Source organism: Novosphingobium aerophilum (genome assembly GCF_014230305.1).
Taxonomy (GTDB): Bacteria; Pseudomonadota; Alphaproteobacteria; order Sphingomonadales; family Sphingomonadaceae; genus Novosphingobium; species Novosphingobium aerophilum.
Map to the genome: position 1 here is coordinate 82213 of NZ_JACLAU010000002.1, position 25545 is coordinate 107757.

Annotated in this window: 22 protein-coding genes and 1 tRNA gene; 12 read left to right on the plus strand and 11 right to left on the minus strand. The window is 69.2% G+C overall.

Annotated elements, in window-relative coordinates:
• Positions 1-45 precede the first annotated feature (45 nt).
• The 9 genes from H7F49_RS02535 (at position 46) to H7F49_RS02575 (ending at position 9133) form a co-directional block, all read left to right on the plus strand.
• Positions 46-1125: a substrate-binding domain-containing protein gene (locus tag H7F49_RS02535; protein ID WP_185682164.1), complete on the plus strand. Its 1080-nt coding sequence runs from the start codon at positions 46-48 to the stop codon at positions 1123-1125.
• Positions 1126-1143: 18 nt separating this feature from the next.
• The gene (gene pstC / locus H7F49_RS02540; protein ID WP_185682002.1) at positions 1144-2529 is read left to right on the plus strand and encodes a phosphate ABC transporter permease subunit PstC; all 1386 of its coding nucleotides are present in this window, start codon (positions 1144-1146) and stop codon (positions 2527-2529) included.
• The gene (pstA, locus tag H7F49_RS02545; protein WP_185682003.1) at positions 2522-3784 is read left to right on the plus strand and encodes a phosphate ABC transporter permease PstA; all 1263 of its coding nucleotides are present in this window, start codon (positions 2522-2524) and stop codon (positions 3782-3784) included. Before pstC ends, pstA begins: the two co-directional genes overlap by 8 nt.
• The gene (gene pstB, locus H7F49_RS02550) at positions 3781-4566 is read left to right on the plus strand and encodes a phosphate ABC transporter ATP-binding protein PstB (protein WP_185682004.1); all 786 of its coding nucleotides are present in this window, start codon (positions 3781-3783) and stop codon (positions 4564-4566) included. The genes pstA and pstB overlap by 4 nt, the downstream gene beginning before the upstream one ends.
• 19 nt (positions 4567-4585) lie before the next feature.
• Positions 4586-5272: a phosphate signaling complex protein PhoU gene (phoU, locus tag H7F49_RS02555; RefSeq protein ID WP_185682005.1), complete on the plus strand. Its 687-nt coding sequence runs from the start codon at positions 4586-4588 to the stop codon at positions 5270-5272.
• A 25-nt stretch (positions 5273-5297) separates the two neighbouring features.
• A complete protein-coding gene (gene phoB, locus H7F49_RS02560) occupies positions 5298-5987 on the plus strand; it encodes a phosphate regulon transcriptional regulator PhoB (protein ID WP_185682006.1) in 690 nt (229 codons plus the stop codon).
• A gap of 111 nt (positions 5988-6098) precedes the next feature.
• Complete coding sequence (locus H7F49_RS02565) at positions 6099-7142, plus strand: efflux RND transporter periplasmic adaptor subunit (RefSeq protein ID WP_328806470.1); 1044 nt, start codon at positions 6099-6101, stop codon at positions 7140-7142.
• Entirely contained in the window at positions 7143-8393 is a 1251-nt protein-coding gene (locus tag H7F49_RS02570) for an ABC transporter permease (protein ID WP_185682007.1), read from the plus strand.
• The gene (locus tag H7F49_RS02575; protein ID WP_185682008.1) at positions 8390-9133 is read left to right on the plus strand and encodes an ABC transporter ATP-binding protein; all 744 of its coding nucleotides are present in this window, start codon (positions 8390-8392) and stop codon (positions 9131-9133) included. The genes H7F49_RS02570 and H7F49_RS02575 overlap by 4 nt, the downstream gene beginning before the upstream one ends.
• Positions 9134-9161: 28 nt before the next feature.
• Here H7F49_RS02575 and H7F49_RS02580 read toward each other — a convergent pair whose 3' ends face one another.
• The 3 genes from H7F49_RS02580 to H7F49_RS02590 all read right to left on the minus strand — a co-directional run bounded on the left by H7F49_RS02580 (position 9162) and on the right by H7F49_RS02590 (position 13534).
• On the minus strand, positions 9162-10568 hold the full coding sequence (locus H7F49_RS02580) for a UdgX family uracil-DNA binding protein (RefSeq protein ID WP_185682009.1): 1407 nt from the start codon (positions 10566-10568) through the stop codon (positions 9162-9164).
• Positions 10568-11815, minus strand: a complete 1248-nt coding sequence (locus H7F49_RS02585) for a putative DNA modification/repair radical SAM protein (protein WP_185682010.1) — start codon at positions 11813-11815, stop codon at positions 10568-10570. The genes H7F49_RS02580 and H7F49_RS02585 overlap by 1 nt, the downstream gene beginning before the upstream one ends.
• 168 nt (positions 11816-11983) lie before the next feature.
• Entirely contained in the window at positions 11984-13534 is a 1551-nt protein-coding gene (locus tag H7F49_RS02590) for an amino acid permease (RefSeq protein WP_185682011.1), read from the minus strand.
• Between the two features lie 167 nt (positions 13535-13701).
• Between H7F49_RS02590 and panB the strand changes: the two genes are divergently transcribed.
• Together panB and H7F49_RS02600 are read left to right on the plus strand one after the other, a co-directional pair.
• The gene (gene panB, locus H7F49_RS02595) at positions 13702-14571 is read left to right on the plus strand and encodes a 3-methyl-2-oxobutanoate hydroxymethyltransferase (protein WP_185682012.1); all 870 of its coding nucleotides are present in this window, start codon (positions 13702-13704) and stop codon (positions 14569-14571) included.
• Positions 14568-15656: a DUF475 domain-containing protein gene (locus H7F49_RS02600; RefSeq protein WP_185682013.1), complete on the plus strand. Its 1089-nt coding sequence runs from the start codon at positions 14568-14570 to the stop codon at positions 15654-15656. Before panB ends, H7F49_RS02600 begins: the two co-directional genes overlap by 4 nt.
• 238 nt (positions 15657-15894) lie before the next feature.
• Here the strand turns inward: H7F49_RS02600 and H7F49_RS02605 are convergent, their stop codons facing one another.
• From H7F49_RS02605 to efp, 7 genes are all read right to left on the minus strand, one after another.
• Positions 15895-17592, minus strand: a complete 1698-nt coding sequence (locus tag H7F49_RS02605) for a tetratricopeptide repeat protein (protein WP_185682014.1) — start codon at positions 17590-17592, stop codon at positions 15895-15897.
• Positions 17576-18940 (minus strand): PEP-CTERM-box response regulator transcription factor, encoded by a 1365-nt coding sequence (gene prsR / locus H7F49_RS02610; RefSeq protein WP_185682015.1) that lies wholly within the window; start codon positions 18938-18940, stop codon positions 17576-17578. The genes H7F49_RS02605 and prsR overlap by 17 nt, the downstream gene beginning before the upstream one ends.
• Position 18941: 1 nt before the next feature.
• Positions 18942-21059 (minus strand): XrtA/PEP-CTERM system histidine kinase PrsK, encoded by a 2118-nt coding sequence (gene prsK / locus H7F49_RS02615; protein ID WP_328806472.1) that lies wholly within the window; start codon positions 21057-21059, stop codon positions 18942-18944.
• Between the two features lies 1 nt (position 21060).
• Positions 21061-22446, minus strand: a complete 1386-nt coding sequence (locus H7F49_RS02620) for a TIGR03013 family XrtA/PEP-CTERM system glycosyltransferase (protein WP_185682016.1) — start codon at positions 22444-22446, stop codon at positions 21061-21063.
• 296 nt (positions 22447-22742) lie between these two features.
• A tRNA-Leu gene (locus tag H7F49_RS02625) sits at positions 22743-22826 on the minus strand.
• Between the two features lie 89 nt (positions 22827-22915).
• Positions 22916-23734 carry an inositol monophosphatase family protein gene (locus H7F49_RS02630; protein WP_185682017.1) on the minus strand — a complete coding sequence of 273 codons (819 nt, stop codon included), beginning with the start codon at positions 23732-23734 and terminating at the stop codon, positions 22916-22918.
• A gap of 6 nt (positions 23735-23740) precedes the next feature.
• Positions 23741-24307 carry an elongation factor P gene (gene efp, locus H7F49_RS02635; protein WP_185678453.1) on the minus strand — a complete coding sequence of 189 codons (567 nt, stop codon included), beginning with the start codon at positions 24305-24307 and terminating at the stop codon, positions 23741-23743.
• A 161-nt stretch (positions 24308-24468) separates the two neighbouring features.
• Between efp and H7F49_RS02640 the strand changes: the two genes are divergently transcribed.
• Complete coding sequence (locus H7F49_RS02640; protein ID WP_185682018.1) at positions 24469-24861, plus strand: elongation factor P; 393 nt, start codon at positions 24469-24471, stop codon at positions 24859-24861.
• Positions 24862-24871: 10 nt separating this feature from the next.
• Here the strand turns inward: H7F49_RS02640 and thiE are convergent, their stop codons facing one another.
• Complete coding sequence (thiE, locus tag H7F49_RS02645; protein ID WP_185682019.1) at positions 24872-25510, minus strand: thiamine phosphate synthase; 639 nt, start codon at positions 25508-25510, stop codon at positions 24872-24874.
• Between the last annotated feature and the right edge of the window lie 35 nt (positions 25511-25545).

A 25545-nucleotide genomic window follows, 5' to 3' on the forward strand; every position in this document is an offset into this window, starting at 1 on the left:
GCGGAGCGTGTGACAGATGTGCAGGATGGGCCAGTGAACGGCAGCATGGCGGGACGGGCATCTGCCCGTGCGGCTACTGGCTTCACGGCTCTGGCCCCGGCGCTTTGTGTCCTCGGCCTGGCCGGCCTGCTGGGCGGCTGCGACGCCGGATTCGGGACCCCGCGCGATCAGATCCGGGCCGTCGGATCGTCCACGGTCTATCCTTTCGCCAAGGCCGTGGCGGATTCGCTGGCCAAGTCCGATCCCCGGATCAAGTCGCCGATCATCGAGGCCAACGGGACCGGCGCAGGGCTGAAGCTGTTCTGCAAGGGCGTGGGGGCCAGCTTTCCCGATATCGCCAACGCCTCGCGGCGGATCAGGCGCACGGAATATGCCGAATGTGCCCGGAACGGGGTGGACCGCATCGTCGAGATCCAGGTCGGCCTGGACGGCATCGCCTTCGCCGAGGCGGCGAGCGGTCCCGCCCGTTTCGCGCTCAGCCCGGTCGATATCTACAAGGCCATTGCGGCCCGGCCCTTTGGCCTGCCCAACCGGGCGCGGCGCTGGTCCGACGTCAACCCGGCGCTGCCCGCCGAGCCGATCCTCGTCTATGGCCCGCCCTCCACCTCGGGGACGCGCGACGCGCTGAAGGAACTGGTCCTCGTCAGGGGCTGTGAAAGCGATCCGGCCATGGTGGCGCTCAAGGCGCGGGACCGGGTCCGTTATGCAGCGACCTGCACCGATGTGCGCAGCGACGGGGCCTATGTCGACACCGGCGAGAACGACAATCTCGTCGTGCAGAAGTTGCAGGCCAATCCCCGGGCGGTGGGAGTGTTCGGCTACAGCTATCTGGCAGAGAACGGGGACCGGCTGCGAGGGCTGACGCTTGACGGCGTGACGCCGAGCTATGCGACGATCGCCGACTTCCGCTACCCCGGGGCCCGTCCGCTCTACATCTACGTCAAGGCCGCCCACCTCGAGGCGATCCCCGGGCTGAAGGCCTTCGTCGCCGAATGGGTCGCTTCCTGGGGGCCGGACGGCCTGCTTGCCCGGCAGGGCATGGTGGTTGAACCGGACGCGGTGCGGGCCAGCAATGCCCGGATCGCGGCGGCCATGGCGCCCCTCGATCCGGCCGGGTTGAACTAGCATGGAGGGTACGCGGCCTTGTCCCCGGTGATACCCCTGCTGCTGGTGCTGGGCCTGGCCACGGTCGGCTGGCTGGTGGCCCGGGCGCGGGCCCGGATCTTCCGCCGGGCCCGACCGGGCGGGCGGCTCGATTCGCGACCGCAGTATCATGCCTGGTTCGTCGCGCTGTGCGCCGGGCTGCCGGCGGGGCTCTTCGCTCTGGCCTGGAGCGCATTCAGCCCGGGCCTGGTGGTGATGCGCGTGCTGCAGGCCCCTGCCGCAGCGGCCCTGCCGGCCGAGGGCATCCTGCGCGATGCAATCCTGGCCGAGGCCGGGGCCCTGGCGACCCGGCACGCGACCGGTGCCTTCCACCCGCTGGCCCGCACGCTGGTGCCCGCTTTCGAGCAGGCGATCGCGCATTATGCCCAGGTGGGTTTGGCCGTGACCCTGCTGCTGGGTTTCGCCACCGGGACCTGGGCCTTCCTGCGCCTGCGCCCCGACTTCAGGGCACGGACCCAGGTCGAGCGGATGATCATGGCCGCGCTGCTGCTCGCCTCGCTGGCGGCGATCCTGACCACCTTCGGCATCTTCGCCTCGCTGCTGGCCGAAACCTGGCGTTTCTTCCGCTTCGTTCCCCCGGGCGACTTCCTGTTCGGAAACCACTGGTCGCCCGATCCGATGGCCGATGTTGGCCCGGTTGCTACGGACAGCTATGGCGCCCTGCCCCTGTTCTGGGGGACCTTCGCGATCGGCGTGGTGATCGCCATGCTGGTGGCGATCCCGCTCGGCCTGATGAGCGCGATCCATCTGACCCAGTACGCCTCGCCCGCCCTGCGGCGCTGGGTCAAGCCGATGCTCGAGATGCTCGCCGGGGTGCCCACGGTTGTCTACGGCTACTTCGCGGCGCTCACCGTGGCGCCGGCAGTCCGTCGCCTGGGCGAAGCGCTGGGCCTAGCCAATCCCTCGTCCGAGAGCGCGCTGGCGGCCGGGCTGGTGATGGGCATCATGATCATCCCGTTCGTCTCCTCGATGGCGGACGATGCGATCGCGGCGGTCCCGGCCGAGATGCGCGACGGCAGCCTGGCGCTGGGCGCGACCCGCTTCGAGACGATCCACCGGGTGCTGATCCCCGCCGCCCTGCCGGGCATCGTCGCCGGGATCATGCTGGCGATCAGCCGCGCCATCGGCGAGACCATGATCGTGGTCATGGCGGCCGGCGCGACCGCGCGGCTGACCGCCAACCCGTTCGAATCGATGACGACCGTGACCTTCCAGATCGTGGCCATGCTGACCGGCGAGGGCAGCTTCGATCACCCGGCGACGCTGTCGGCCTTCGCCCTGGGCATGGTCCTGTTCCTGGTGACGCTGGCGCTGAATTTCGTGGCGCTGCGGGTCGTGCTGCGGTTCCGGCAGGCCTATGACTGAGCGGGCCTCTACGGACGCTGGTGCGGCCGACGGTGATCGCGCCGCGCGCCGGCTCAAGGCCCGCTATGCGGCCGAGCGCCGCTTCCGCGCGCTGGGGCTGGCCGCGATCGCCTGTTCGGTGGCGGCCCTGCTGTTCCTGCTGGTGACGATGATCGGCAACGGCATGTCCGGGTTCCGCCGCACCGAGCTGCGCGTCCCGGTCGATTTCGCCAGGGCGGGCCTGCGGGTCGAGCCCGCCCGCCTCGGCGCGATCGACGCCCTGCCGGCGCTGCGCCAGGCCGGTCTGTCGCAGGTGCTGGGACAGGCCGCCGCGGCCAGCCTCGGCCCCGACGGCGCAGCCGAGCTCGATCCCGACGCCTGGCGCGAGGTGGCCCGGGCGATCATCGCCGATCCCGGCCTGCTGCAGCGCCGCGTGGTCCTGTCCCTTCCCGCCAGCGACAACCTCGCCGCCGCCCAGCGCGGCGATGGACAGCGCCGCCTGCGCCCTCTCGCCACCCGGCTGGCCGCGCAGGGCAAGCTGGTCCGGGCCTGGGATCCGGGCTTTCTGACCCGCGCCGATTCCACCCACGCGCAGTCGGTCGGGATCTGGGGGGCGCTCAAGGGTTCGCTCCTGACCATGGCCGTGACCATGGCCCTGGCCTTTCCGATCGGCGTGCTGGCCGCAGTCTATCTGGAGGAATATGCGCCGCGGAACCGCTGGACCGATCTGATCGAGGTGTCGATCAGCAACCTCGCGGCCGTGCCCTCGATCATCTTCGGGCTGCTGGGACTGGCCCTGTTCGTGGGACTGTTCCCGAGCTGGCGCTCCGCCCCGCTGATCGGCGGCATGACCCTGGCGCTGATGACCATGCCGGTGATCGTGATCTCGGCCCGCGCCGCGATCGGGGCCGTGCCGCCCTCGGCCCGCGATGCCGCGCTGGCGATCGGCGCCAGCCGTATCCAGGTGGTGTTCCACCACGTCCTGCCGCTGGCTATGCCCGGGATCATGACCGGCACGATCATCGGCATGGCCCGGGCGCTGGGCGAAACCGCTCCGCTGCTCATGATCGGCATGCGGGCCTTCGTGGCCACTCCGCCCGCCGGCCTGACCGCCCCGGCCAGCGTCCTGCCTGTGCAGATCTTCCTGTGGTCCGACGAGATCGACCGCGGCTTCGTCGAGCGCACCAGCGCCACGATCATCGTCCTGCTGCTGTTCCTGCTCGCGATGAATGGCCTGGCCATCCATCTGCGCAACCGCTTCGAGAAACGCCTGTGACCACCTATCACGAACTGGACCCGGTCGAGGCCAAGATCGCGGCGCGCGACGTCTCGGTGTTCTATGGCGACCAGCAGGCGCTCGACCGCGTCTCGATCGACATCGGCACCGAATATGTCACCGCCTTCATCGGGCCTTCGGGCTGCGGCAAGTCCACGCTGCTGCGCACCTTCAACCGGATGAACGACACGATCGCCAATGCCCGCGTCGAAGGCGAGGTTCGGCTCGATGGCGTGGACATCTACCGTTCGGACCTGGACGTGGTGCAGTTGCGCGCCCGGGTCGGCATGGTGTTCCAGAAGCCCAACCCCTTCCCAAAGTCGATCTACGAGAACGTCGCCTACGGTCCGCGCATCCATGGCCTGGCGGTCAACCGCACCGAGTTGGACGCCATCGTCGAACGCTCCCTGCGCCGGGCCGGCCTGTGGGACGAGGTCAAGGATCGCCTGTCGGACAGCGGCACCGCCCTGTCCGGCGGCCAGCAGCAGCGGCTGTGCATTGCCCGGGCCATCGCGGTCGACCCCGAGGTGATCCTGATGGACGAGCCATGCTCGGCGCTCGACCCGATCGCCACGGCCCGGATTGAGGAGCTGATCGGCGAGCTGAAGGGCCGCTACGCGATCGTCATCGTCACCCATTCGATGCAGCAGGCGGCCCGCGTGTCGCAGCGCACCGCCTTCTTCCACCTCGGCCGGATGGTCGAATACGGCAAGACCTCGGACATCTTCACCAACCCACGGGAAGAGCGGACCAAGGATTACATCACCGGCCGCTATGGCTGAGGCACAGGAACGATAGGCCATGGCCCAGGAACACACCGTCAAGGCGTTCGACGAGGACATCACCCGGCTGCGCGGCCTGATCGCCGAGATGGGCGGGCTGGTCGAACTGGCGATCGAGGAGGCGCTGGCGGCGCTGGTCCGGGGCAGCGAGAGCCTGGCCGATGCGGTCATCGCCCGCGACAAGCGGATCGACGCGCTGGAGATGGAGGTCGACAAGCTGGCCGTCCGCGTGATCGCCCTGCGCGCCCCGATGGCCGACGACCTGCGCGAGGTGATCGGTGCGCTGAAGATCGCCGGCGTGCTGGAACGCATCGGCGACTATGCCAAGAACATCGCCCGCAGCGCCAAGCGCGTGGAGAACCGCAAGCGGTTCGAGCCGCTGACCCTGATCCCGGCCATGGCCGAGATCGCGGGCGGGATGGTCCACGACGTGATGACGGCCTTCGCCGCGCGCGATCCGCAACTGGCGATCGACGTGGTCACGCGCGATGCCAAGGTCGACGCCTTCTACGACAGCATTTTCCGCAACCTGCTGACCCACATGATGGAGCACCCGGCGTCGATCACGTCGGGCGCCGAACTGATGCTGGTCGCGCGCAATATCGAACGCATCGGCGACCATGCCACCAATGTCGCCGAAATGGTCCATTACGCGGCCACCGGGCTTTACCTGACCGACCGCGATGAACGTCAGTCCGCCGGCTGATCCGGCAAACGGGGGAAGAACAACCATGTCGCAACCGAGGCTGCTGCTGGTCGAGGATGACCAGGCCCTGGCCGAGCTGGTCGAGTTCCGCTTCAAGGCCGAAGGCTATGCCGTCACCCGCACCGATGACGGGGACGAGGCCCTGCTGCTGGCCACCGAGCAGGTGCCCGATGTCGTGATCCTCGACTGGATGATCGAGGGGACCAGCGGGATCGAGGTCTGCCGCCGCTTGCGCCGGGACAAGCAGACCGCGCATGTCCCGATCGTGATGCTGACCGCGCGCGAGGCCGAGGATGATCGCGTGCGCGGACTGGAGACCGGCGCCGACGATTATGTGACCAAGCCCTTCTCCCCGCGCGAGCTGGTGGCCCGGGTCAATGCGATCATGCGGCGCATCCGCCCCGCGCTGGCCGGGGAGGTTCTGGCGGTGGGCGATCTGACCCTTGACGCCACCGCGCATCGGGTCACCCGCCGCGGCACAACGATCGCGCTGGGACCGACCGAATTCCGCCTGCTCCGCCACTTCATGGAGCACCCCGGGCGCGTGTTCTCGCGCAATCAACTGCTCGACGCGGTGTGGGGCAACGGCAGCGACATCGAACTGCGCACGGTCGACGTGCACATTCGCCGCCTGCGCAAGGGGATCGAACTGCCCGGCGTGCCCGATCCGGTGCGCACGGTCCGCTCGGCCGGATACTCACTCGAGGCTGTCTGAGCGGCGTGATCGGCTGCGCCAGATCAACGACCCGCACCGCCTGGCGTGGCACGGCTTGCGGAGGACCATGGCTCGGCTAGAGTCACGGGTGGTCGAGGCGGAGGCAGTGGCGTGAAACTTCGAGGCAGCCGGGTCCTGGCCCTGATCGTCGTCGTGGCTGGCGCGGCGGCTGCGGCGCTGGCCTGGCACGGCCGCGCGGTGCCCGTGACGGTCGCCACGGTCCGCACCGGGCCTGCGGTCGAGCTGGTTTACGCCACCGGTTTTGTCGAGGCGCGTCAGCCGGTGGCGGTCCAGGCCCGGATCACCGCTCCGGTCGTCCGGGTGCTGGTCGCCGAAGGGGACTGGGTGACCCGGGGACAGCCCCTGTTCGTGCTGGCCGACGAGGAACAGCAGGCGCTGGTCGCCCAGGCGGCGGCGCAGCGGCGCGCGGCCGAGCAGACCGAGCAGCGGACGCTGACCCTGTTTCGCCAGGGCTGGGTGACCCGTGCGGCCCGCGATCAGGCCGTCGCCAATGCCGACGCCGCCCGCGCCGCCCAGGCGACCGCAGGGGCCCGCCAGGGGCAACTGGTGGTCCGCGCCGAGATCGACGGAGTGGTGACCAAGCGCGATATCGAGCCCGGCGAGCTCGCCACCCCGAACCGGGTCCTCGCCCAGTTGGGCGATCCGACCCGGGTGCGCGTCACCGCCACGGTGGACGAACGCGACATCACCCGGATCCGTCCGGGACAAGTGGCGCTGATGTCCAGCGATGCCTGGGCCGGCCGGACGATCGGCGCCACGGTCAGCGAGGTGACCCCGGGCGGCGATCCCACTCAGCGGGCCTTCCGAGTCAGGCTGGCCACCCCGGCCACCGATCTGCCGCTGGGCCTGTCGCTGGAGGTCAACATCGTCACGCAGCGTCACGAGCCGGCCCTGCTGGTGCCGGCGGATGCGGTGCGCGATGGCCGGGTGTGGGTGGTGACGGCCGGACAGGTTCATCGCCGCCCGGTGCGTACCGGGATCGTCGGGCCCGACATGATCGAGGTTCTGGCCGGTCTGGCCGCTGGCGACACGGTGGTGATCAATGCTCCGGAAGGCCTGGCCGAGGGCCAGCGGGTCAGGACCGGGCCCGCGGCCCAACCGGCCAACCGTCCACCCGCGCCGGCAGTACCCTGAGTGGCGGGACGGCTGGGCCTGCTGCTGCACATCGCCGCGAAGCACCTGCTGGTGCGGCGGCGCCAGACCATGGTCGCGGTCAGCGGCGTGGCGGTTGGCGTGGGCTTTTTCCTGGCGGTCTCGGCGCTGATGGTGGGCAGCCAGAGCGACTTCGTGAAGACCCTGATCGACGCCGCCCCGCACATCATCGTGTCCGACGAACTGCGCAGCCCCCAGCCCCAGCCGGGCCGACGGGTCTATGGCGAGGGCGCGGTCGCGCTGCGCGGCTACAAGGTTCGCAACGAGGTGCGCGGCATCAAGGACTGGCAGCGCATCCTGCGTGAGGTCGACGCGATTCCCGGTGCAATCGGCAGCCCCAGCCTGTCCGGCGCGGTGACCCTGCGACTGGGCGGCCGCGAGGAGGCGCTGGGCATTGTCGGGATCGATCCGGCGATCGAGGCGCGCGTCACCACCATCGGCGACAAGCTGCGATCCGGCCGGCTGATCGATCTGGAGCGCACCCAGGGCGGGATCATCGTCAGCGAGGAGCTGGCGCAGCGGCTGGGGCTGAGCATGGGGGACATCGTTTCGGCCACATCGGCCCGCGGGGCGAGCCGCAGCCTGCGCATCGTCGCACTGTTCAAGAAGGGACAGGCCCAGCTCGGGGCCGGACAGGGCTACATGCTGCTGCGCGAAGCCCAATCGCTGCTCGGCCGCCCCTTCGTGATCAACCGCATCGGCGTCAAGCTGGCCGACCCCTACCAGGCCGATGCCGTGGCCAAGCGGATCGAGGCCCGCCATGCCTACAAGGCGGAATCCTGGCAGGAGCGCTCGGCCGACTTCCTCGGCCTGCTGCTGACCCGCAACGTGATCATGTACACGGTGGTATCGGCGATCCTGCTGGTGGCGAGCTTCGGAATCTACACCGCGGTTTCGAACAGCGTGGCCGACAAGCGGCGCGATATCGCGATCCTGCGCTCGATCGGGTTTTCCCAGGGCGATCTCCAGTTGATCTTCGTGATGGAAGGGCTGGCGCTGGCGGTGATCGGCGTGATCGCCGGATGGCTGCTCGGCTTTGCCCTGATGGCCGTGCTGGGGTCGCTGGAATTCCCGATCCGGGGCGAGATCCAGCATATCCCGCTCGACCGCAGCAGCCGGCAATACCTGATCGCCGCCGCCGCCTCGCTCACCGCCGGGATCGTCGCGGCCTGGCTGCCGGCGCGCAAGTCGGCGCGGGTCGATCCGGTCGATATCCTGCGGGGCGCGGTATGAACGGGCCGCCACAGCCACCTCCGCTTCAGGCCCCGGCCCGGGCAGCGGCCCATGTCCCGCTGCTGAGCGCCGAACACCTCGTCCGCACCTTGCCCGGCGATCCGCCGGTCACCCTGGTGGCCGACGCCGACCTGGTCATCGAACCGGGCAAGTTCACCGCGATCGTCGGACCATCGGGGTGCGGCAAGAGCTCGCTGCTCTATCTGCTGGCCCTGATCGACCGGCCCACCGGGGGGCGGCTCCTGCTGGAAGGGCAGGACGTGACCCCGCTCAGCGGCGACGAGCGCGCCAAGCTGCGGCTGGAGCGATTCGGCTTCGTCTTCCAGTTCCACTTCCTGCTGCCCGAATTCGACGCCCTGGAAAACGTGATGATCCCGATGCGCCGGCTCGGGCGGCTGTCGCTGGCAGCGGCCGAGGCCCGCGCGCTGGAACTGCTGGGCTTCATGGGACTGGCCGACAAGGCCCACAAGTCCCCCGACAAGCTGTCGGGCGGGGAACGCCAGCGCGTCGCGGTCGCGCGGGCCCTGGCCAACGATCCCGCGCTGGTGCTGGGGGACGAACCCACCGGCAACCTCGACAGCGTCAATTCCGCCCGGGTGGTCGACCTGTTCCGCCAACTGGCCCACGAACAGGGCCGCGCCGTGGTCTGCGTCACCCACGACCCGGCGATCGCCGAAGTGGCCGACGTGCGGGTGACGATGCTCGACGGGCGGGTGATCGAGGTGAAGCAGCAGGGGTGATTGGTCCGGCCCCTGCGCGTGGCCCGCATCACACCCGCACCGCCACGGCGCGCAAGTCCGCCGCGAACCGTTCCTCCTCGGCGGCGCGGCTGTCCTCCGGCAGGCGCAGCAGATAGGACGGGTGCGTGGTGATCCAGAGTTCGGACCCGTCATCCAATGGCATGGGTCGCGCCCGTTCGCGCTGCACCGAGACGGTCCGGCCCAGCAGCCCCCGCGCCGCACTTGCCCCCAGCGCCAGAACCACCTGCGGGCGAACCAGCGCGCGCTCGCTGTCGAGCCACCAGCGGCAATGATCGATCTCCCCTGCGGTCGGCGACTGGTGGAGGCGTCGCGGGCCGCGCGGTTCGAACTTGAAATGCTTGACCGCGTTGGTGACGTAGGCCCGTTCCGCGACGATCCCGGCCCGCTCGAGATGCTGGCGCAGCAGGCGTCCGGCCGGACCGACGAAGGGCCGCCCCTGCTCCTCCTCGACATCGCCCGGCTGCTCGCCGACGATCATCAGCGCGGCCCGGGCCGGGCCCTCGCCCATCACCGCCCGCGTGCCATTGCAGCCGATCGCGCAGCGGCGGCAGGCGGCGATCCCGGTCGCGACCGCCGCGAGCGTGGCCGGCCGATCGCCGAAATCGATCGCGCCCGCCTGCACCATGGCCACCTCGCGCGCCTGGGCCCCGGCGATCAGCTCGGGGATCAGCGTCGCCTCGGGCAGGTTCTTCCAATAGCGGCGGGGCATTTCCTTGAGCATGGCACCCACCTTGAGGCGGGCGGGGTTGAAGATTGAGGCATAGTAGGTGCGCCAGAGGTCCTCGGCCGCATCGGCACCCGGGGCGTCGGCGCGCGTGGCGGGCGGGCCTTCGCGCAGGGTCGCGCCATCCCAGTCGAGCGAGCCCGCCGGGGTCAGGATGGTCCACCGCATCGCCGTGAACCGGTTGACGAAGAACCGGGCATTCGCGCGCAGGATGTGGTGCTGCGGCTCGAACCAGGCGACATAGCGCTCGCCACCATCGGGCTCACTCACGCGGCGGAACCGGACGAAGGCGCGCATCTTGTGGATGTCGCGCCGCACCGCCCGGGCCAGGTCGTGCAGGCGGCGGACATCGGGGTCGGCACCGTCCTCGATCAGCCGGGGTTGGCGCTGCAGCCGCCAGAGCAGGCGATAGAGCAGGTCGAAGCGCCGGGAATCGCAGTGAAGCACGGCGCTCCCGGCCAGTTGCAGGAAGGCGCGCGGCGCCCGGATCGCCGCCGTGGCGGCCACGGGCGGGCAATCCGCCGGGGCAGCTACGGCAAAGAGATCGCCGGCCGCGCCGCCCGGTTCGCTCCACAGCACGCCGTCGGGCGCGATCCTGGCGGCGATCAGCGCCCGCGCCCGCTCGCGCCATTCGGCCAGGTCATCGGCGGCGCTCAGCGCCACCACCAGCGGCGAAGCAGGCGGGACCATCAGGCCGCGAACAGCTCCAGTTGGGCAGCCCGCGGCGGCGCGATCACCTCGCGCAGGTCCTGCCGGTCAATCAGCAGGGTCGGGCGCCAGTCCGCCGTGACGATGAACGGGCGCAGCTTGGCGAGCGACACGGTCAGCCGCGCCACGTCCTCCAGGCGCAGGCGGCGATGGCGCCGCGCGGCGATCAGCGCGCCCACCGCCCGCACCCCCAGCCCCGGCACGCGCAGCAGCGCCTCGCGCGGGGCGCGGTTGACGTCCACCGGGAACCGGTCGCGAAAGCGCAGCGCCCAGGCCAGCTTGGGATCGATGTCGAGCGGGAGCATCCCGTCCGCCCCCGCCGCCTGGGCCACCTCCTGCGCGGCGAAGCCATAAAAGCGCATCAGCCAGTCGGACTGGTAGAGCCGGTGTTCGCGCAGCAGCGGCGGGCGCTTGAGCGGCAGGACCGCGCTGGCATCCGGGATCGGGCTGAAGGCCGAATAGTACACGCGGCGCAGCCCGAACTGGCCATAGAGCCGGCTGGAGCGGGTGACGATGTCGCTGTCGGTGGCGCCGTCGGCCCCGACGATCATCTGGGTCGACTGCCCGCCGGGGGCGAAGCGCGGCGCATGGCGGAAGCGCTTGCGCGCGTCCCTGGCTTCGACGATCGCTTCGCGCACGCCGCCCATCGCGCCTTCGATGGTCGTGATGTTCTTGTCGGGCGCGAGCCGGGTCAGCCCGGCGACGGTCGGCAGCTCGACATTGATCGAGACCCGGTCGGCCCAGAGGCCCGCCTGCCGGACCAGCTCGGGATCGGCCTCGGGAATGGTCTTGAGGTGGATGTAGCCGCGAAAGTCATGCTCCTGGCGCAGGATGCGGGCGACCTCGATCAGCTGCTCCATCGTGTGGTTCGAGCTCTTGACGATGCCCGAGGAGAGGAACAGCCCCTCGATGTAATTGCGGCGGTAGAACGACAGCGTCAGATCGACCACCTCCTGCGGGGTGAACTGCGCGCGGCGCACGTTCGAGCTCTTGCGGTTGATGCAATAATGGCAATCGAACACGCAGTGGTTGGTCAGCAGGATCTTCAGCAGCGAGATGCAGCGGCCATCGGGGGCATAGGCGTGGCAGATCCCCGAACCCTCGGTCGAACCGATCCCCTTGCCGCCCTTGCTGGTCCGTTTGGCCGTGCCCGATGAGGCGCAGGAGGCATCGTACTTGGCGGCATCGGCGAGAATGGCGACACGGTCGAGCAGGGGGAGTTCGGGCATTTGTTCCTTATACGTTCCATTGACGGACCTGACCACCCCGTCCGAACGGTCACGCCGTTGCCCTCCTCCGATCAGGATGGCCGCCACGTCCGTCCTGACGTCCCCCGCAACGAGAAAGGGCCGCCCATCGGACGGCCCTTTCCGTGTCAGCGGGGCAAGCCCGTCCGGTCAGGCCTGGGGACCGCCCGGGGTGGGGACGCCCGGCAACGGGGGGACCGGCTGCGGCGGGGCATCGGCATCGTCCTCGTGCACTTCGACCGTGCCCAGGCCGACATGGCTGCGGCTGCGGCTGTAGGCGAAGTAGACGAACAGTCCGATCACTGCCCAGATCACGAACAGCAGCTTGCTCTTGTCGTCCAGCGAGAAGAACAGGTAGCCGCAACCCGCGATCGAGAGCGGCGCGGTCAGGTAGATGAACGGGGTGCGGAACGGCCGGTGGCGGCTCGGATCTTTGCGACGGATCACCAGCACCGCGAACGACACCGCGGCAAAGGCGAACAGCGTGCCCGAGTTCGAGATGTTGGCGAGCAGACCCACCGGGAAGAAGGCGGCGAACAGCGCCACGCCGATCCCGGTCAGGATCGTGATCACGTGCGGCGTGTTGTACTGCGGGTGGATCTTCGAGAACATCGCCGGCAGCAGCCCGTCGCGGCTCATCACGAAGAAGATGCGGGTTTGGCCGAACATCATCATCAGGATCACCGAGGGCAGCGCCAGGCCGGCGGCGAGGCCGACCAGGTTGCCGATCTGCGGCCAGCCGATCTGGCGCAGGGTCCAGGCCAGTGCCTCCTTCGAGCAGACCACGGCCTGATCCGCCACTGCGGCACAACTGGCGGCCAGTTCCGGGCTGCCGGGCTCGAGCCCCTCGCCCATGGCGCCCAGCATCGGCTGCGCGCCGACCGAGCCGATGACCCCGGCCGCGACGAGCAGGTAGAAGATCGTGCAGATGGTCAGGCTGCCGATCAGGCCAATCGGCATGTTGCGCTGCGGGTTCTTGGTCTCTTCCGCGGCGGTCGAGACGGCGTCGAAGCCGACATAGGCGAAAAAGATCGAGGCCGCCGCCGCGCCGACCCCGCCGAAGCCGAGCGGCATGAACGGGCTGAAGCGTTCCATGTTCATCACCGGCACCGCCAGGATGATGAACAGCGTCAGCGCCGAGACCTTGATCACCACCAGCGCGGCGTTGACCGTGGCGCTTTCCTTGGTCCCGATCACCAGCAGCCAGGTGACCAGACCGGCGATGAGCATGGCCGGCAGGTTGATCAGCCCGCCATCGAACGGCCCGCGCACCAGCATGTTGGGAATATCGATGTGGAACACGTTCTCGATCAGGCCGACCACATAGCCGGACCAGCCGACGCTGACCGCCCCGGCGGCGACCGCATATTCGAGGATCAGCGCCCAACCGACCATCCAGGCGATCAGTTCGCCCATGACGGCGTAGGAATAGGTGTAGGCCGAGCCCGAAACCGGGACCATCGCGGCCATTTCGGCGTAGCACAGCGCCGCGAAGGCGCAGACCACGCCGGCGATCACGAAGCTGAGCATCATGCCGGGACCGGCCTTCTGCGCGGCCTCGGCGGTGAGAACGAAAATCCCCGTGCCGATCACCGCACCGATCCCCAGCATGGTGAGCTGGAAGGCGCCGAGCGAGCGGTGGAGTGATTTCTTTTCGGCAGTGGCAAGAATGGCGTCGAGTGGCTTGACGCGTCCGAACATGCGGAATCCCCTAGCAGCGGCGCCTTGACCGGGCCGCGATGGTTGAACCTTTAAGGCTAGCGCCCGGTCAGCTTCGCGCAAGGGGTTTTTCCCGAATGGACGGGCGTTCCACCGCGTGTGTCCCGAAGCGCTTCACCTTCCTTCCGGGTGCCGCTAAGACCGCGCGCATGTCCACCACCTTCCAGCTCGATACGAGCACCAGCCGGGCCAATCCCACCCCCGCGCCGATGAAGCGGCTGACGGTCCCGGCCATCCGTCAGCGCAAGCAGGGCGGGCTGACTGTCGAGCCGATCGTCATGCTGACCGCCTATACCGCGCGGCAGGCCCAGTTGCTCGATCCGCACTGCGATATCCTGCTGGTCGGCGATTCGCTGGGCCAGGTGATTTATGGCCTGCCGTCGAGCGTGCCGGTCACGCTGGACCTGATGACCGCCCATGGCGCCGCCGTGGTGCGCGGGTCCTACCATTCGGTGGTGATCGTCGACATGCCGTTCGGCACCTACGAGGCTTCTCCGGAGCAGGCCTTCGCCAGCGCGGCGCGCCTGTTGAAAGAGACCAGCTGCGCAGGCATCAAGCTGGAAGGGGGCGAGGCCATGGCGCCGACCGTGGCCTTCCTGACCGAGCGTGGCATTCCGGTCATGGGCCACGTCGGCCTGACCCCGCAGGCGGTCAACGTGCTGGGCGGCTACAACGCGCGCGGGCGCAGCGAGGCCGAGGCGGCCAAGATCGTCCGCGATGCCCAGGCCCTGGCCGATGCCGGCGCCTTTGCCATCGTGGTCGAGGGCGTGGTCGAACCGATCGCCGTGGCCGTGACCGAAGCCGTGCCCTGCCCGGTGATCGGGATCGGCGGTTCGGCGCGCTGTGACGGTCAGGTGCTGGTGACCGAAGACATGCTCGGCATGTTCGAGCGCGTGCCCCGGTTCGTGAAGCGATACGAGGCGATCGGCGACATCATCTCGGGTGCGGCCGCGCGCTATGCCGCCGAGGTTCGCAGCCGCACGTTCCCCGGCATCGAACAGACCTACCAGCCGAAATGACCGCCACCCCCGCTCCCGCTGCCGCACCCGCGCAGCGTCCGCTTTCGTCCTATTTCGCCGGGTCGGTGATCTTCACCCTGGTTTGCCTGGGGCTGGGCGCCGCCTATGGCTGGACCCAGACCGGCACGGCCGGGGGCACCCTGGCGCTGCTGTGGATCGTGGTGGTCCTCTCGGTGCTGGAGATCTCGCTCTCGTTCGACAACGCGGTGGTCAACGCCGCCGTGCTCGAAACGATGGACCCCGTCTGGCGCCGCCGCTTCCTCACCTGGGGCATGGTGATCGCCGTGTTCGGCATGCGGGTGCTGTTTCCGCTGGCGATCGTCGGCATCGCCGCGCGATTGGGCCCCCTCGATGCGCTGCGCCTCTCGCTCAACGATCCCGTCCGCTACGAGGCGATCGTCAGCAGCGCCCACATCGGCATCGCCGGGTTCGGCGGCGCCTTCCTGGCCATGGTCGGGCTGAGCTTCTTCTTCGACGAGGAGAAGGACATCCACTGGATCAAGGCGATCGAGCAGAAGCTGAGCCTGGTTTCGAACATCAAGGCGGCGGAGATCGCCTGCCTGCTGCTGGCGCTCTACGGCGTTTCGCTGCTGCTCGAGACAGCCGAGGCGCTGACCTTCCTGGTCGCCGGCATTCTGGGCATCGCGGCCTTCATCGCGGTCGAGGCCATCGGCACCCTGCTGGAAATGCGCGAGGCGGCGCAGCGTGCGGCGGGGATCATGGTCCGGTCCGGGTTGAGCGGCTTCCTCTATCTCAATGTGCTGGATGCCTCGTTCAGCTTCGACGGGGTGATCGGGGCCTTCGCCTTGTCGAACAACATGGTGATTATCGCCCTGGGCCTGTCGATCGGGGCCATGTTCGTGCGTTCGCTGACGATCCTGCTGGTTGAGCGGGGGACCCTGGCCGAGTACCGCTATCTGGAGCACGGCGCCTTCTGGGCGATCCTGGCGCTGGGCGGGATCATGCTGCTGTCGGCGCGCTTCGCGATTCCCGAAACGGTCACCGGGCTGATCGGGGCGGTGCTGATCGTGGCCTCGCTGGCCTGGTCGATCCGCTGGCGTCGACGCCACGGCAGCGACGACTGAGGCAGACGACTGAGGCAAAGGTATCACACTCGCCGGGTTTCGTGCGCATGACACCGGTGGCCAGCAACAAACGGCCCGTGCAATCGGTTGCAGCGACTTTCTATGACACAGATCGGACTTGCAGCGATCCGTTTAGCGGATAAACAGGGCCCGGGAGTCTAGGAGAGGAGAGAAAGGGTGCCGCGAAAAGCGGCGCCCTTTCTTGATTCTGGCTCACAAGAAATTGAAAAGCGCGGATTCAGCGCTGCTCTGGGGACCGTGAATCACCCGCCAGCGGCAGCAGTTCCGACGCCGCCAGACCAGCCTGCCGGGCCACCTCCGGCCGCTTGGCGCGGGCTGCTGCGCGCGCCAGATCGCGTTGCAGAGCGGCATCGCGCCCCAGCCCCGAGCGGGACAGGTACGTCAGGCGGTCCGTTGCGGCAGACCAGTCGCCCCGTTCGGCGGTCAACCCGGCTTCGATCCACAGCAGCAGGGGGTCGCGTGGGCGGGCCACCCGCAACCGGGCGACGAAGGGCGCAATCGCACCGCCCTGCCCCATGCGCTGCAGGCAACCGATGACGCGCAGCACCAGCCCATCGGTCATGCGGACTTCTGCCACCTGGCGGTAGTGGGCCAAAGCCCCCGCGCAGTCCCCGCGCAGGGCCTGGACATCACCGGCGAGGAGCCGGGTCACGGCCGATCCCGGCAGCGCCGCCAGGGCCGCCCCGGCAACAGTCCCCGCCCCGGCCACATTCCCCGCAGCCGCCATGGCCCGCGCCCGACGCACCGCCCCGGCCGGTCCGGGCCCGGCGTCGGGCGCACCCGGCAGAAGCACCAGCGGCACTGTCACCGTGCGGGCCGCCGCATCGAGCAAGGGCGCCGCCTGGTCCCGTTCGCCCCGGTTCTCGTGCGCCCGGGCCACCAGGGTTTTCAGATAGGGCGATGCGCCAGCCGTGGCTGCCTCGGCACCGAACCGGGCAACCAGCTCGTCATCGTTGCCAGCGGCGGCCAGGGCCCGGGCGAGCAGCAGGCGGGCGGGCGCGTTGTCCGGCTGAAACCGGACCAGACGGTCGAGCTGCTCCACCGCGAGATGGGCATTGCCGGCCTCAAGCTCGAGCAGACCCGACAGCAGCAGTCCCCCGGGCCGGTCCAGCGCGCGCCGCCCGGCCCGTTCGACCAGGTGGCGCGCCAGTTCGGTCTGCCCGGCCCGCGCGGCCAGGACGGCCTGCAGCAGGAAGCCCCGCGGATTGCGGTCATCCAGCGCGATCACCCGCCGCGTGACGGTCAGCATGTCCTGGGCTCGCCCCAGATCACCGAGGGTGGCGGCATATTCGAGCAGCAGCGGCACGTCGTCCGGGCGCCGCTTGAGCCCGCCCTCGAACCACGGCAGGGCTGCGGGCAGACCATAGCTGTCGCGCACCATCAGACCGCGCAGTTCGATCGCGCGGACGTTCTCGGGATCGAAGTTCACCGCCTGCTCGGCCGCGGCGATGGCGCCGGTGTGCTCCCCGCCCTGATAGCGCAGGCGCGCGATGTCGACCCACAGGCGGCTGTCGCGCGGCGTTATCGTCAGCGCCTGATCGAAGGCACGGCCGGCAGCCGGCAAGTGCCCCTCGGCCATTTCCAGGCGGCCGAGCATGCGCCAGCCGTGAGCGGCGTCGGCCGGAGCAAACCGTGCCGGCCCCAGCCATTCCCGCGCCTTGCGCAGGTCACCCTGATCGATCAGCGCTTCGCCCATCCGGGCGGCCAGCGCCGAGCGGTCCATCCCCGCCGCCTCGGCCTTGCGCAGCGCGACCTCGGCGGCAATCCCGTCGCCGCGCGAGAGCGCGACCAGGGCCTCGCGGTAGGCCACCCCGCTCCGCTCGCTGACCGCCAGCGCCGGCGCCGCGATCACCAGCACTGCGGCCAGGAGCGGACCCGGACGGCGCAGCCGGTGCAGGTCAGACCTGCAGGTCATACTGCTTGAGCAGATCGTACAGGGTGGGCCGGCTGATCCCGAGCAGCTTGGCCGTGTTGGAAATGTTGCCCTCGCTGCGCGCCAGGGCGTGGCGGATGGTGCGCCGGTCGGCCTGCTCGCGCGCGGCCTTCAGGTTCAGCGGCTGGGCGCCGTCCTCCTCGGGCTCGGCCAGGTCGAGATCGGTCGCGCCAACCAGCTTGCCGTCGGCCATGATCACCGCGCGTTTGACCCGGTTCTCCAGCTCGCGGACGTTGCCGGGCCAGGACCAGGCGTCGATCGCGGCCAGGGCATCGGGCGCGAAGCCCTTGACCTGGGGATTCATCTCCGGCGCGAAGCGCTGCAGGAAGGCCTTGGCCAGCAGCGTCGCATCGCCCGGCCGTTCGGCCAGGTTGGGGATGCGCACGACGATTTCGGCGAGGCGATAGTACAGGTCCTCGCGGAAGCGGCCGTCGACGATCATCTGTTCCAGGTTCTGGTGCGTCGCGCAGACCACCCGGGTGTCGACCTGGATCGACCGCCGCGAGCCGATCCGCTCGATCACCCGTTCCTGCAGGAACCGCAGCAGCTTGACCTGGAGCTGGAGCGGAATGTCCCCCACTTCATCCAGGAACAGCGTGCCGCCGTCGGCCTGTTCGATCTTGCCCTCGGTGGTCTTGACCGCCCCGGTGAAGGCGCCCTTCTCGTGCCCGAACAGTTCGCTTTCCAGCAGGTTCTCGGGGATTGCCGCGCAATTGATCGCTACGAACATGCCGGCCGAGCGGCTGCTGGCATCATGCAGCCCGCGGGCAAGCAGCTCCTTGCCGGTGCCGCTGGCGCCCAGCAGCATCACCGAAACGCTGGTGTTGGCCACCCGTTCGATCGTCCGCGCGACCTTAACCATCTCGGGCGCGGCGGTGATCATCCGGCCGAGCACGCGGTTTTCCTCGCCCACCTTGCCGGCGAGCTGGCGGTTCTCCGCCTCGATCTGGTGAAGCTGGTAGGCCCGGCGGACGATCAGGCCGATCGTGTCGATGTCGACCGGCTTCTGGTAGAAATCGTAAGCCCCGCGCGCGATCGCCTGCAGCGCGCTCTCGCGGGCGCCGTGGCCGCTGGCGACGATCACCTTGGTATCGGGCTTGAGCGCCATGATCTCGTCGAGCACGGCCATGCCCTCGCTGGTGCCGTCGGGATCGGGCGGCAGGCCCAGGTCCAGCGTGACCACCGCCGGCGCGAGGGCACGCAGCAGGGCAATGGCGCTGGCGCGGTCCCCGGCCACGTGGACTTCGAAATCGGGATAGGCCCACTTGAGCTGCGCCTGCAGCCCGGGATCGTCCTCGACGACCAGCAGGGGGGGCTTGGGCTCGGACATGTCAGGCAACCTTCTGCTGCGGCACCGACTGCGGCGCGCTGGCCTCGCTCGCCGAAGCTGCGGGCTCCAGCGGCAGGCGGATGATGAAACGGGACCCGATCCCCTCGCGGCTCTCGACATCGAGCCGGCCGCCCATCCCGTGGACCAGCTCGCGGGCCTCGCAGGCGCCGATGCCGAACCCGCCACTCTTGGACGATACGAAGGGCTTGAACAGCTTGGTGCGGATGAAGTCGGGGCTCATGCCGGCACCGGAATCGACGATCTCGATCCGCACACCGGCCGGCTCGCGGGTGAGGCCGATGAAGACCGGGGTCCCGGGCAGGCTGGCGTCGACGCCGTTCTGAACCAAATGGACCAGCGCCTGCTCCAGCGCTTCGGCATGGCCAAGCAGCGGGATGGCGCCCTCGACATTGACCACCACCGGGTGGCGCCCGTCGAATTGCCCCGCGACGGTCCGGGCAAGCGCGGCGACATCGAAGTCGACCAGGGCCTCGCGGCCGTTCTTGCCATAGCGGTTGAGCCGCACGATCAGCGCATTCAGCTTCTCGGCCGAGTTGCGCAGGGTCACCAGCATGTCGGCCCGGAACTGCGGGTTTTCGGCATGGCGCTCGGCATTGCGGGCCAGCAGGCTGAACTGGCTGGCCAGGTTCTTGATATCGTGCATGACGAAGGCGATGCGGCGGTTGAACTCGTCGAAGCGGGCCGCCTCGGCCAGAGCGTCCTGCCCGGCATGCTCGGCCAGGTACGAGGCGAGCTGCTGGCCGACCACCCGCAGCAGGTCGAAATCCTCCCAGTCGAGCATACGCGCCACCTTGGGACGCGCGAGCACGACCACGCCGACCAGGCGATCGAAGTGCAGCAGGGGGACCAGTGCCCAGGCCATCGGTTCGCACAGCAGCCAGGCCGGGACGATCTTGCCTTCACCCTGGGCATCGCCGCCGCGGCGCACCTGATCCATGTCGACGATCAGGCCGGTGCGCTCGAAGAAGGCGCAGGCTTCGGCCGACAGCGCCGGGGCGGGCACCTCGGCGGTGCGCCACTGCCATTCGGCGGAGAGCACCAGCTCGGCATGATCGTTGGGGCCCAGCAGCAGGCCGCCCGGGCTGTCGGTGATGTCGCACAGCGACTGGATCGCGCGCTGCTCCAGCGGGGCGCTGCCCGAACCGGCGCGGCCGATCGTGCGGTTGAAGCGCAGCCATTCGGCGCGGTAATCGTAGCGGTGCCGGAACAGGTGCTTGACGAGGGTCACCTTCAGCCACCCGCGCAGCCGGCGCGACGGCAGGACCAGCGCGGCCGCCGCCACGCCCGCCAGCAGGAAGCCGAAGCGGAACAGGCTGGCAAAGCCGCCGCCGACATAGGACAGCCACTTGCCCAGCGCGGTCATCACCAGCAGGTAGAGCCCGATGCCCAGCAGCGAGGCGAGTTCGAAGGCCACCGCGCGGGACGGGCTGAAGCGCAGCTCGGCGCGCCGGCCGGTCATCCCCGGGAGCAGGGCCGCCACCGTCGCCACCAGCGCGCACCCGCGCAGCGCGGCCAGCTCGTCGGGCCAGGCGCCGGTCAGGTAGGCGACGGTGTAGAGGTTGAGATCGAACAGCCACAGCACGGCGACCCCGACCGTCGGCCAGTGCAGCACCGCGCGGGTCGAGACCGAGGCTCCGCCATAGAGGTTGTGCAGCAGCACCAGCCCGCCGATCGTGAACATCAGCCGGAACATGATCGCCATATGGAACAGCACGTCCGACGTGCTGCTCGCGAAGGTGAAGCCGGGCGCGATGATCCCCTGGAGGATCTGGAACAGCTCGATCGCGGCGAGCGACAGCATGACCGGCCGGATCGGACGGACCAGGGTGTGCCGGCCATCGGCGCTGAACAGACGATAGACCACGAACAGCCAGGCCAGGTTGCGCCCTGCCTCCAGCATGTGCGCCACATGGGTATCGACGTTCGTCGCGGCGATCGCCATCGCCCAGGTCGCGCTCAGCACCAGGGCGACGAGCAGGGCCGTGCCCGCGGCCCCGGCCGCCGAGCGCCGTCCCGCCAACCAGATCGCCAGCGTCATCGCCGCGCAGGCCGCGGCGAGGTGAGCCAGCCCGGCGGTGAAGTGCCAGCCGTCGCTCACCTCAACGCGCCCCTTCCCGCCACAATACCACGCGCAGCGTCTGCAGCAGGATCAGCAGGTCAAGGAACGGCGTGTAGTTCTTGGCGTAGTAGAGATCGTATTCCAACTTCTGGCGGGCATCCTCGATCGAGGCGCCATAGGGATAGTTGATCTGCGCCCAGCCGGTGATGCCCGGCTTCACCATGTGCCGTTCGGCATAGTAGGGCAGTTGCTCTTCCAGATCGGCAACGAACTCGGGCCGCTCGGGACGGGGGCCAACGAAGCTCATCTCGCCCTTGAGCACGCTCCAGGTCTGCGGCAGCTCGTCGATCCGCACTTTGCGGATGAAACTGCCGATGCGGGTCACCCGCGGGTCGTTCTGGGTGGCCCACTGCGCCCCGCCCGCCTCCGCGTCGAGGCGCATCGACCGCAGCTTGATGACGTTGAACGGCTGGCCATAGAGCCCCACGCGGGTCTGGCGGAAGAAGGCCGGGCCACGGCTGTCCAGCTTCACCAGGATCGCGAACAGCGCGATCACCGGAAAGGTCAGCGCCAGCAGCAACGAGCTGGCCGCGATATCGAACAGGCGCTTGGCCACGCTCGACACCGCGCGGCCTGACGAAAAGCCGTCCGAGAAGATCAACCAACTGGGATTGACCGTGTCGAGATCGATCCGACCGGTCTCGCGTTCCAGGAAGCTCGAGAAGTCATTGACGTGGACCCCCGCGGTCTTGATCCGCAGCAGGTCCTTCAGCGGCAGCGAATTGCGCCGCTCTTCCAGCGCCAGCACCACCTCGCTGACGCCCAGGTTCTCGACAAAGCGGGTGAGGTTGTGGATCGCGCTGCGGTTGATCGCCTCCTCGATCACCGGCGTCTGATCGCTCATCCCGATGTAGCCGACGATGACGAAACCGACCTCGGGGCGCTCTCCCAGTTGCCGCAGGCGGTTCGCCCGTTCGCCGGCACCCAGCACCAGCACCCGCCGGCGGAACGCGTTGGCGCCCAGAATGCCGCCGATGACCATGCGGTTGGCCATCAGGAACACGATCGCGTTGAGCATGCTGTAAGCCAGGGTCGAGCGCCAGAAATGCGCGCCCTTCAAAGCCCAGTCGATGAACGACAGCCCGATCGTGCCCAGCGAGATCGCCACCAGGATCCGCGCCGCGGCATAGCGCAGCGAACGCGTGGCATCGGCGCCATAGACCCCGACCGAGATCATCGCGGTGAGCATGACGACGGCAAACCCGGTCAAGGCCCAGGCGCGATCCAGCGGATTGCCCAGGTCCATGCCGATCTGCCCCGCGCGGATCCGCCAGCCCAGTTCCCCCGCCAGTGCCAGCAGCACCGCGTCGAACAGGCCCAGCAGAATCACCGCATGCGGGATGTAGTGCTTGAAAAGTCGGACCATACCCCTGCCAGCAGCCAGGCCCGGAACACGCGGGCTCGCCTGGCGGGTCTAGGCCCGAGGGGTAAATTGTCGGTAAATCTGACAGCGCCAGACCCGCCGGATTCCCGCGGGAAACCACGGTTTTCGGCCATTCGCGCAGTGTGGATGTCGAACGATTTTACACTTCGGGTCGAGTCAACCGGGGGAACGGGACGGGACCTGGCGCAAGGTACGACCCGGCGGGATGCCAATCAGCCCTCCGTCGATCCGGCTGGCGCGGCCCGGGTGACCCGGGAAAAGCGCTCATCCGCCGTTGCTGGTGCCCCTGGCCCGACTCGAACGGGCACGGATTTCTCCAACCGATTTTGAGTCGGTCGCGTCTACCATTCCGCCACAGGGGCCCCGATCAAACCGAGGAGGTGCGGTCGGGGGGTGCTTAGCGGGCCGATCGCGCCGGGGCAACTGCCCTGCGCGATGCCGACCGCAAGCTTTACTTCAGCGCGCCGGCGACCAGCTTGTGCAGCTTGGAATGCAGCGCGTCGTTCCCGGCCAGGACCTCGTCCGCACAGATCGCTTCGGACTGGCCCTTGAAATTGGTGACGAAGCCACCGGCCTCGCGCACCAGCAGGCAACCCGCGGCGCTGTCCCACACCTTGAGGCCCGATTCCCAGAAGCCGTCGTAGCGGCCCGCGGCCACCCAGGCGAGATCGAGCGCGGCCGAGCCGAAGCGGCGGATGCCCGCCACGTTCGGGCCGATCGCGCCGAAGATGCGGGCCCATTCGGCAAAGTCGCCATGACCGGCGAAGGGAATGCCGGTGGCGATCAGCGCCTCGTCCAGATGGCGCCGCGCCGACACGCGCAGGCGCTTGTCCTGCAGCCAGGCGCCCCGGGTCTTCTCGGCCCAGAAGCTTTCGTCGGTGACCGGCTGGTAGACCAGCGCGGCGGTCACATCACCCCAGCCGTTGCCGTCCAGCCTGGGCTCCTGCACCGCAATCGAGATGGCGAAGTGCGGAATGCCGTGGAGAAAGTTGCTGGTCCCGTCGAGCGGGTCGATGATGAAGCGAGGCTTGCCCTCGGCCCCTTCGATGGTGCCGCCTTCCTCGAGCACGAAACCCCAGTCGGGCCGCGCGGCAATGAGTTCGTCATACAGCGTCCGCTCGGCCGCCCGATCCGCCTTCGAGACGAAATCGGCCGGGCCCTTGCGGCTGACCTGCAGGTGCTCGATCTCGCCGAAGTCACGCCGCAGCCGCTGGCCGGCCTTGCGCGCGGCCTTCTCCATCACCCGGATCAGACCGGACACAACAGCCATGAGAGATCAGCCCGCCTTGCCGACGTAGGTGCGCTCGTACACGTCGACCACGATGCGGGTGCCGCTTTCGATGTGCGGCGGCACCATCACGCGCACCCCGTTGTCGAGGATCGCCGGCTTGTAGCTGGACGAGGCGGTCTGGCCCTTCACGACGGCGTCGGCCTCGACAATGGTCGCCTCGACCTGTTCCGGCAACTGCACCGAGATCGGGCGCTCGTCGTACATTTCGAGCAGCACGGTCATGCCGTCCTGCAGGAAGGCGTCGGCGCCGCCGAGCAGGTCCTTGGGCAGGGTGATCTGGTCGTAGGTCTCCACGTCCATGAACACCAGATCGTCGCCCTCGACGTAGAGGAACTGGAAGTCCTTGGTGTCGAGGCGGACGCGCTCGACCGTGTCGGCGCTGCGGAAGCGCACGTTGGTCTTGCGGCCGTCGATCAGGTTCTTCATTTCGACCTGCATGAAGGCCCCGCCCTTGCCGGGCTGGGTGTGCTGGGTCTTGGCGACCTTCCAGATGCCCTTTTCATATTCCAGGATATTGCCGGGGCGGATGTCGACGCCGCTGATCTTCGCCATGGGGATGCCTTCACAGATTGGGAAAGAGCGAGAAGTCTCGGATGGCGGGCCCTTAGCGCGGGGCGGACCGATCGGCAAGCGCGGTGCTTGGACCGCGCTCCGGCCCGTCCCCGCCCGCAGGTGACTGGTCCGGCGCGGGCGGACCTGCTAGGTCCGGAGACATGAAGGCCCCCGCTCCCCTCCGCCGGATCAGCCGGTCCGGCTGCCTTGCCCTGGCCCTGCTGTGCCCCCTCGCGCCCGCGGCGGGGGCCCCGGGTGGTCCGGTCGGCGTGCTGACCCTGGGGCGCTACACCTGCGAACTGCCGGGTGACGCCCTGGGCGCGGCATGGATCCCGCAGCCGGCGGAAGACTTCACCATCGCCTACGGATCAACCTATCGCACCGAGCTGGGTCACGGCACCTACCTGCTGACCGGAGACCGTTTGCGGTTCACCGCCGGACCGCTGAAGGATGCCGAGTATCGCCGCACCGGCAACACCCTGCTGCGCCGCATCCTGCCCGATGGCACGCCCGGCCGGCTTCGCTGCGTGCGCCGTGGTGGCCTGACCCGCTGAATGGTCCGGGCTAGCTTTGCAGCCCCAGCGCCTCGGCGAAGGCCCGCACCGCCGCAGCCTCGTCGCCGTTCCACACGGCCCCCGACGCAGCGACGAAGTCCGCCCCGGCGGCGGCCAGGCCGGCGCAGTTCTCGGGCGTGATTCCGCCAATCGCCACGCAGGGCAGCTCGAAGAAGGTCTGCCACCAGGTCAGGATATCCGGCTCGGCATGATGCTTCACCGCCTTGGTCTGGGTGGGGAAGAAGGCGCCGAAGGCCACGTAGTCGGCCCCGGCCTCACCCGCTTCCATCGCGAAATGGCGGCTGTCGTGGCAGGTCACCCCGATCTGCGCATTGCGCCCCAACCGTTCGCGGGCGTCCCGCGGGTCACCATCGTCCTGGCCCAGATGGACCCCGTCCGCGCCGAGCCGCTTGGCCAGGCTGATCGAATCGTTGACGATGAAGGCCACCTCGCGATCGGCGCAGATCCGCTGCAGCGGCTCGGCCAGGCGGGCGGCGTTGTGCTCGTCGACGCCCTTCACGCGGAACTGGAAGGCCGCGACCGGACCGGCGTCGAGCGCGCGGGCCAGACGATCGGGGAACGCGCCGTCGACCTCGCCCGGGGAGATCAGGTAGAGCTGGGTGGGCAGGCGCTGGATCTCGTAAACCATGCGCCGCTCCTAGACGGGCTTGCGCAACAGGACAA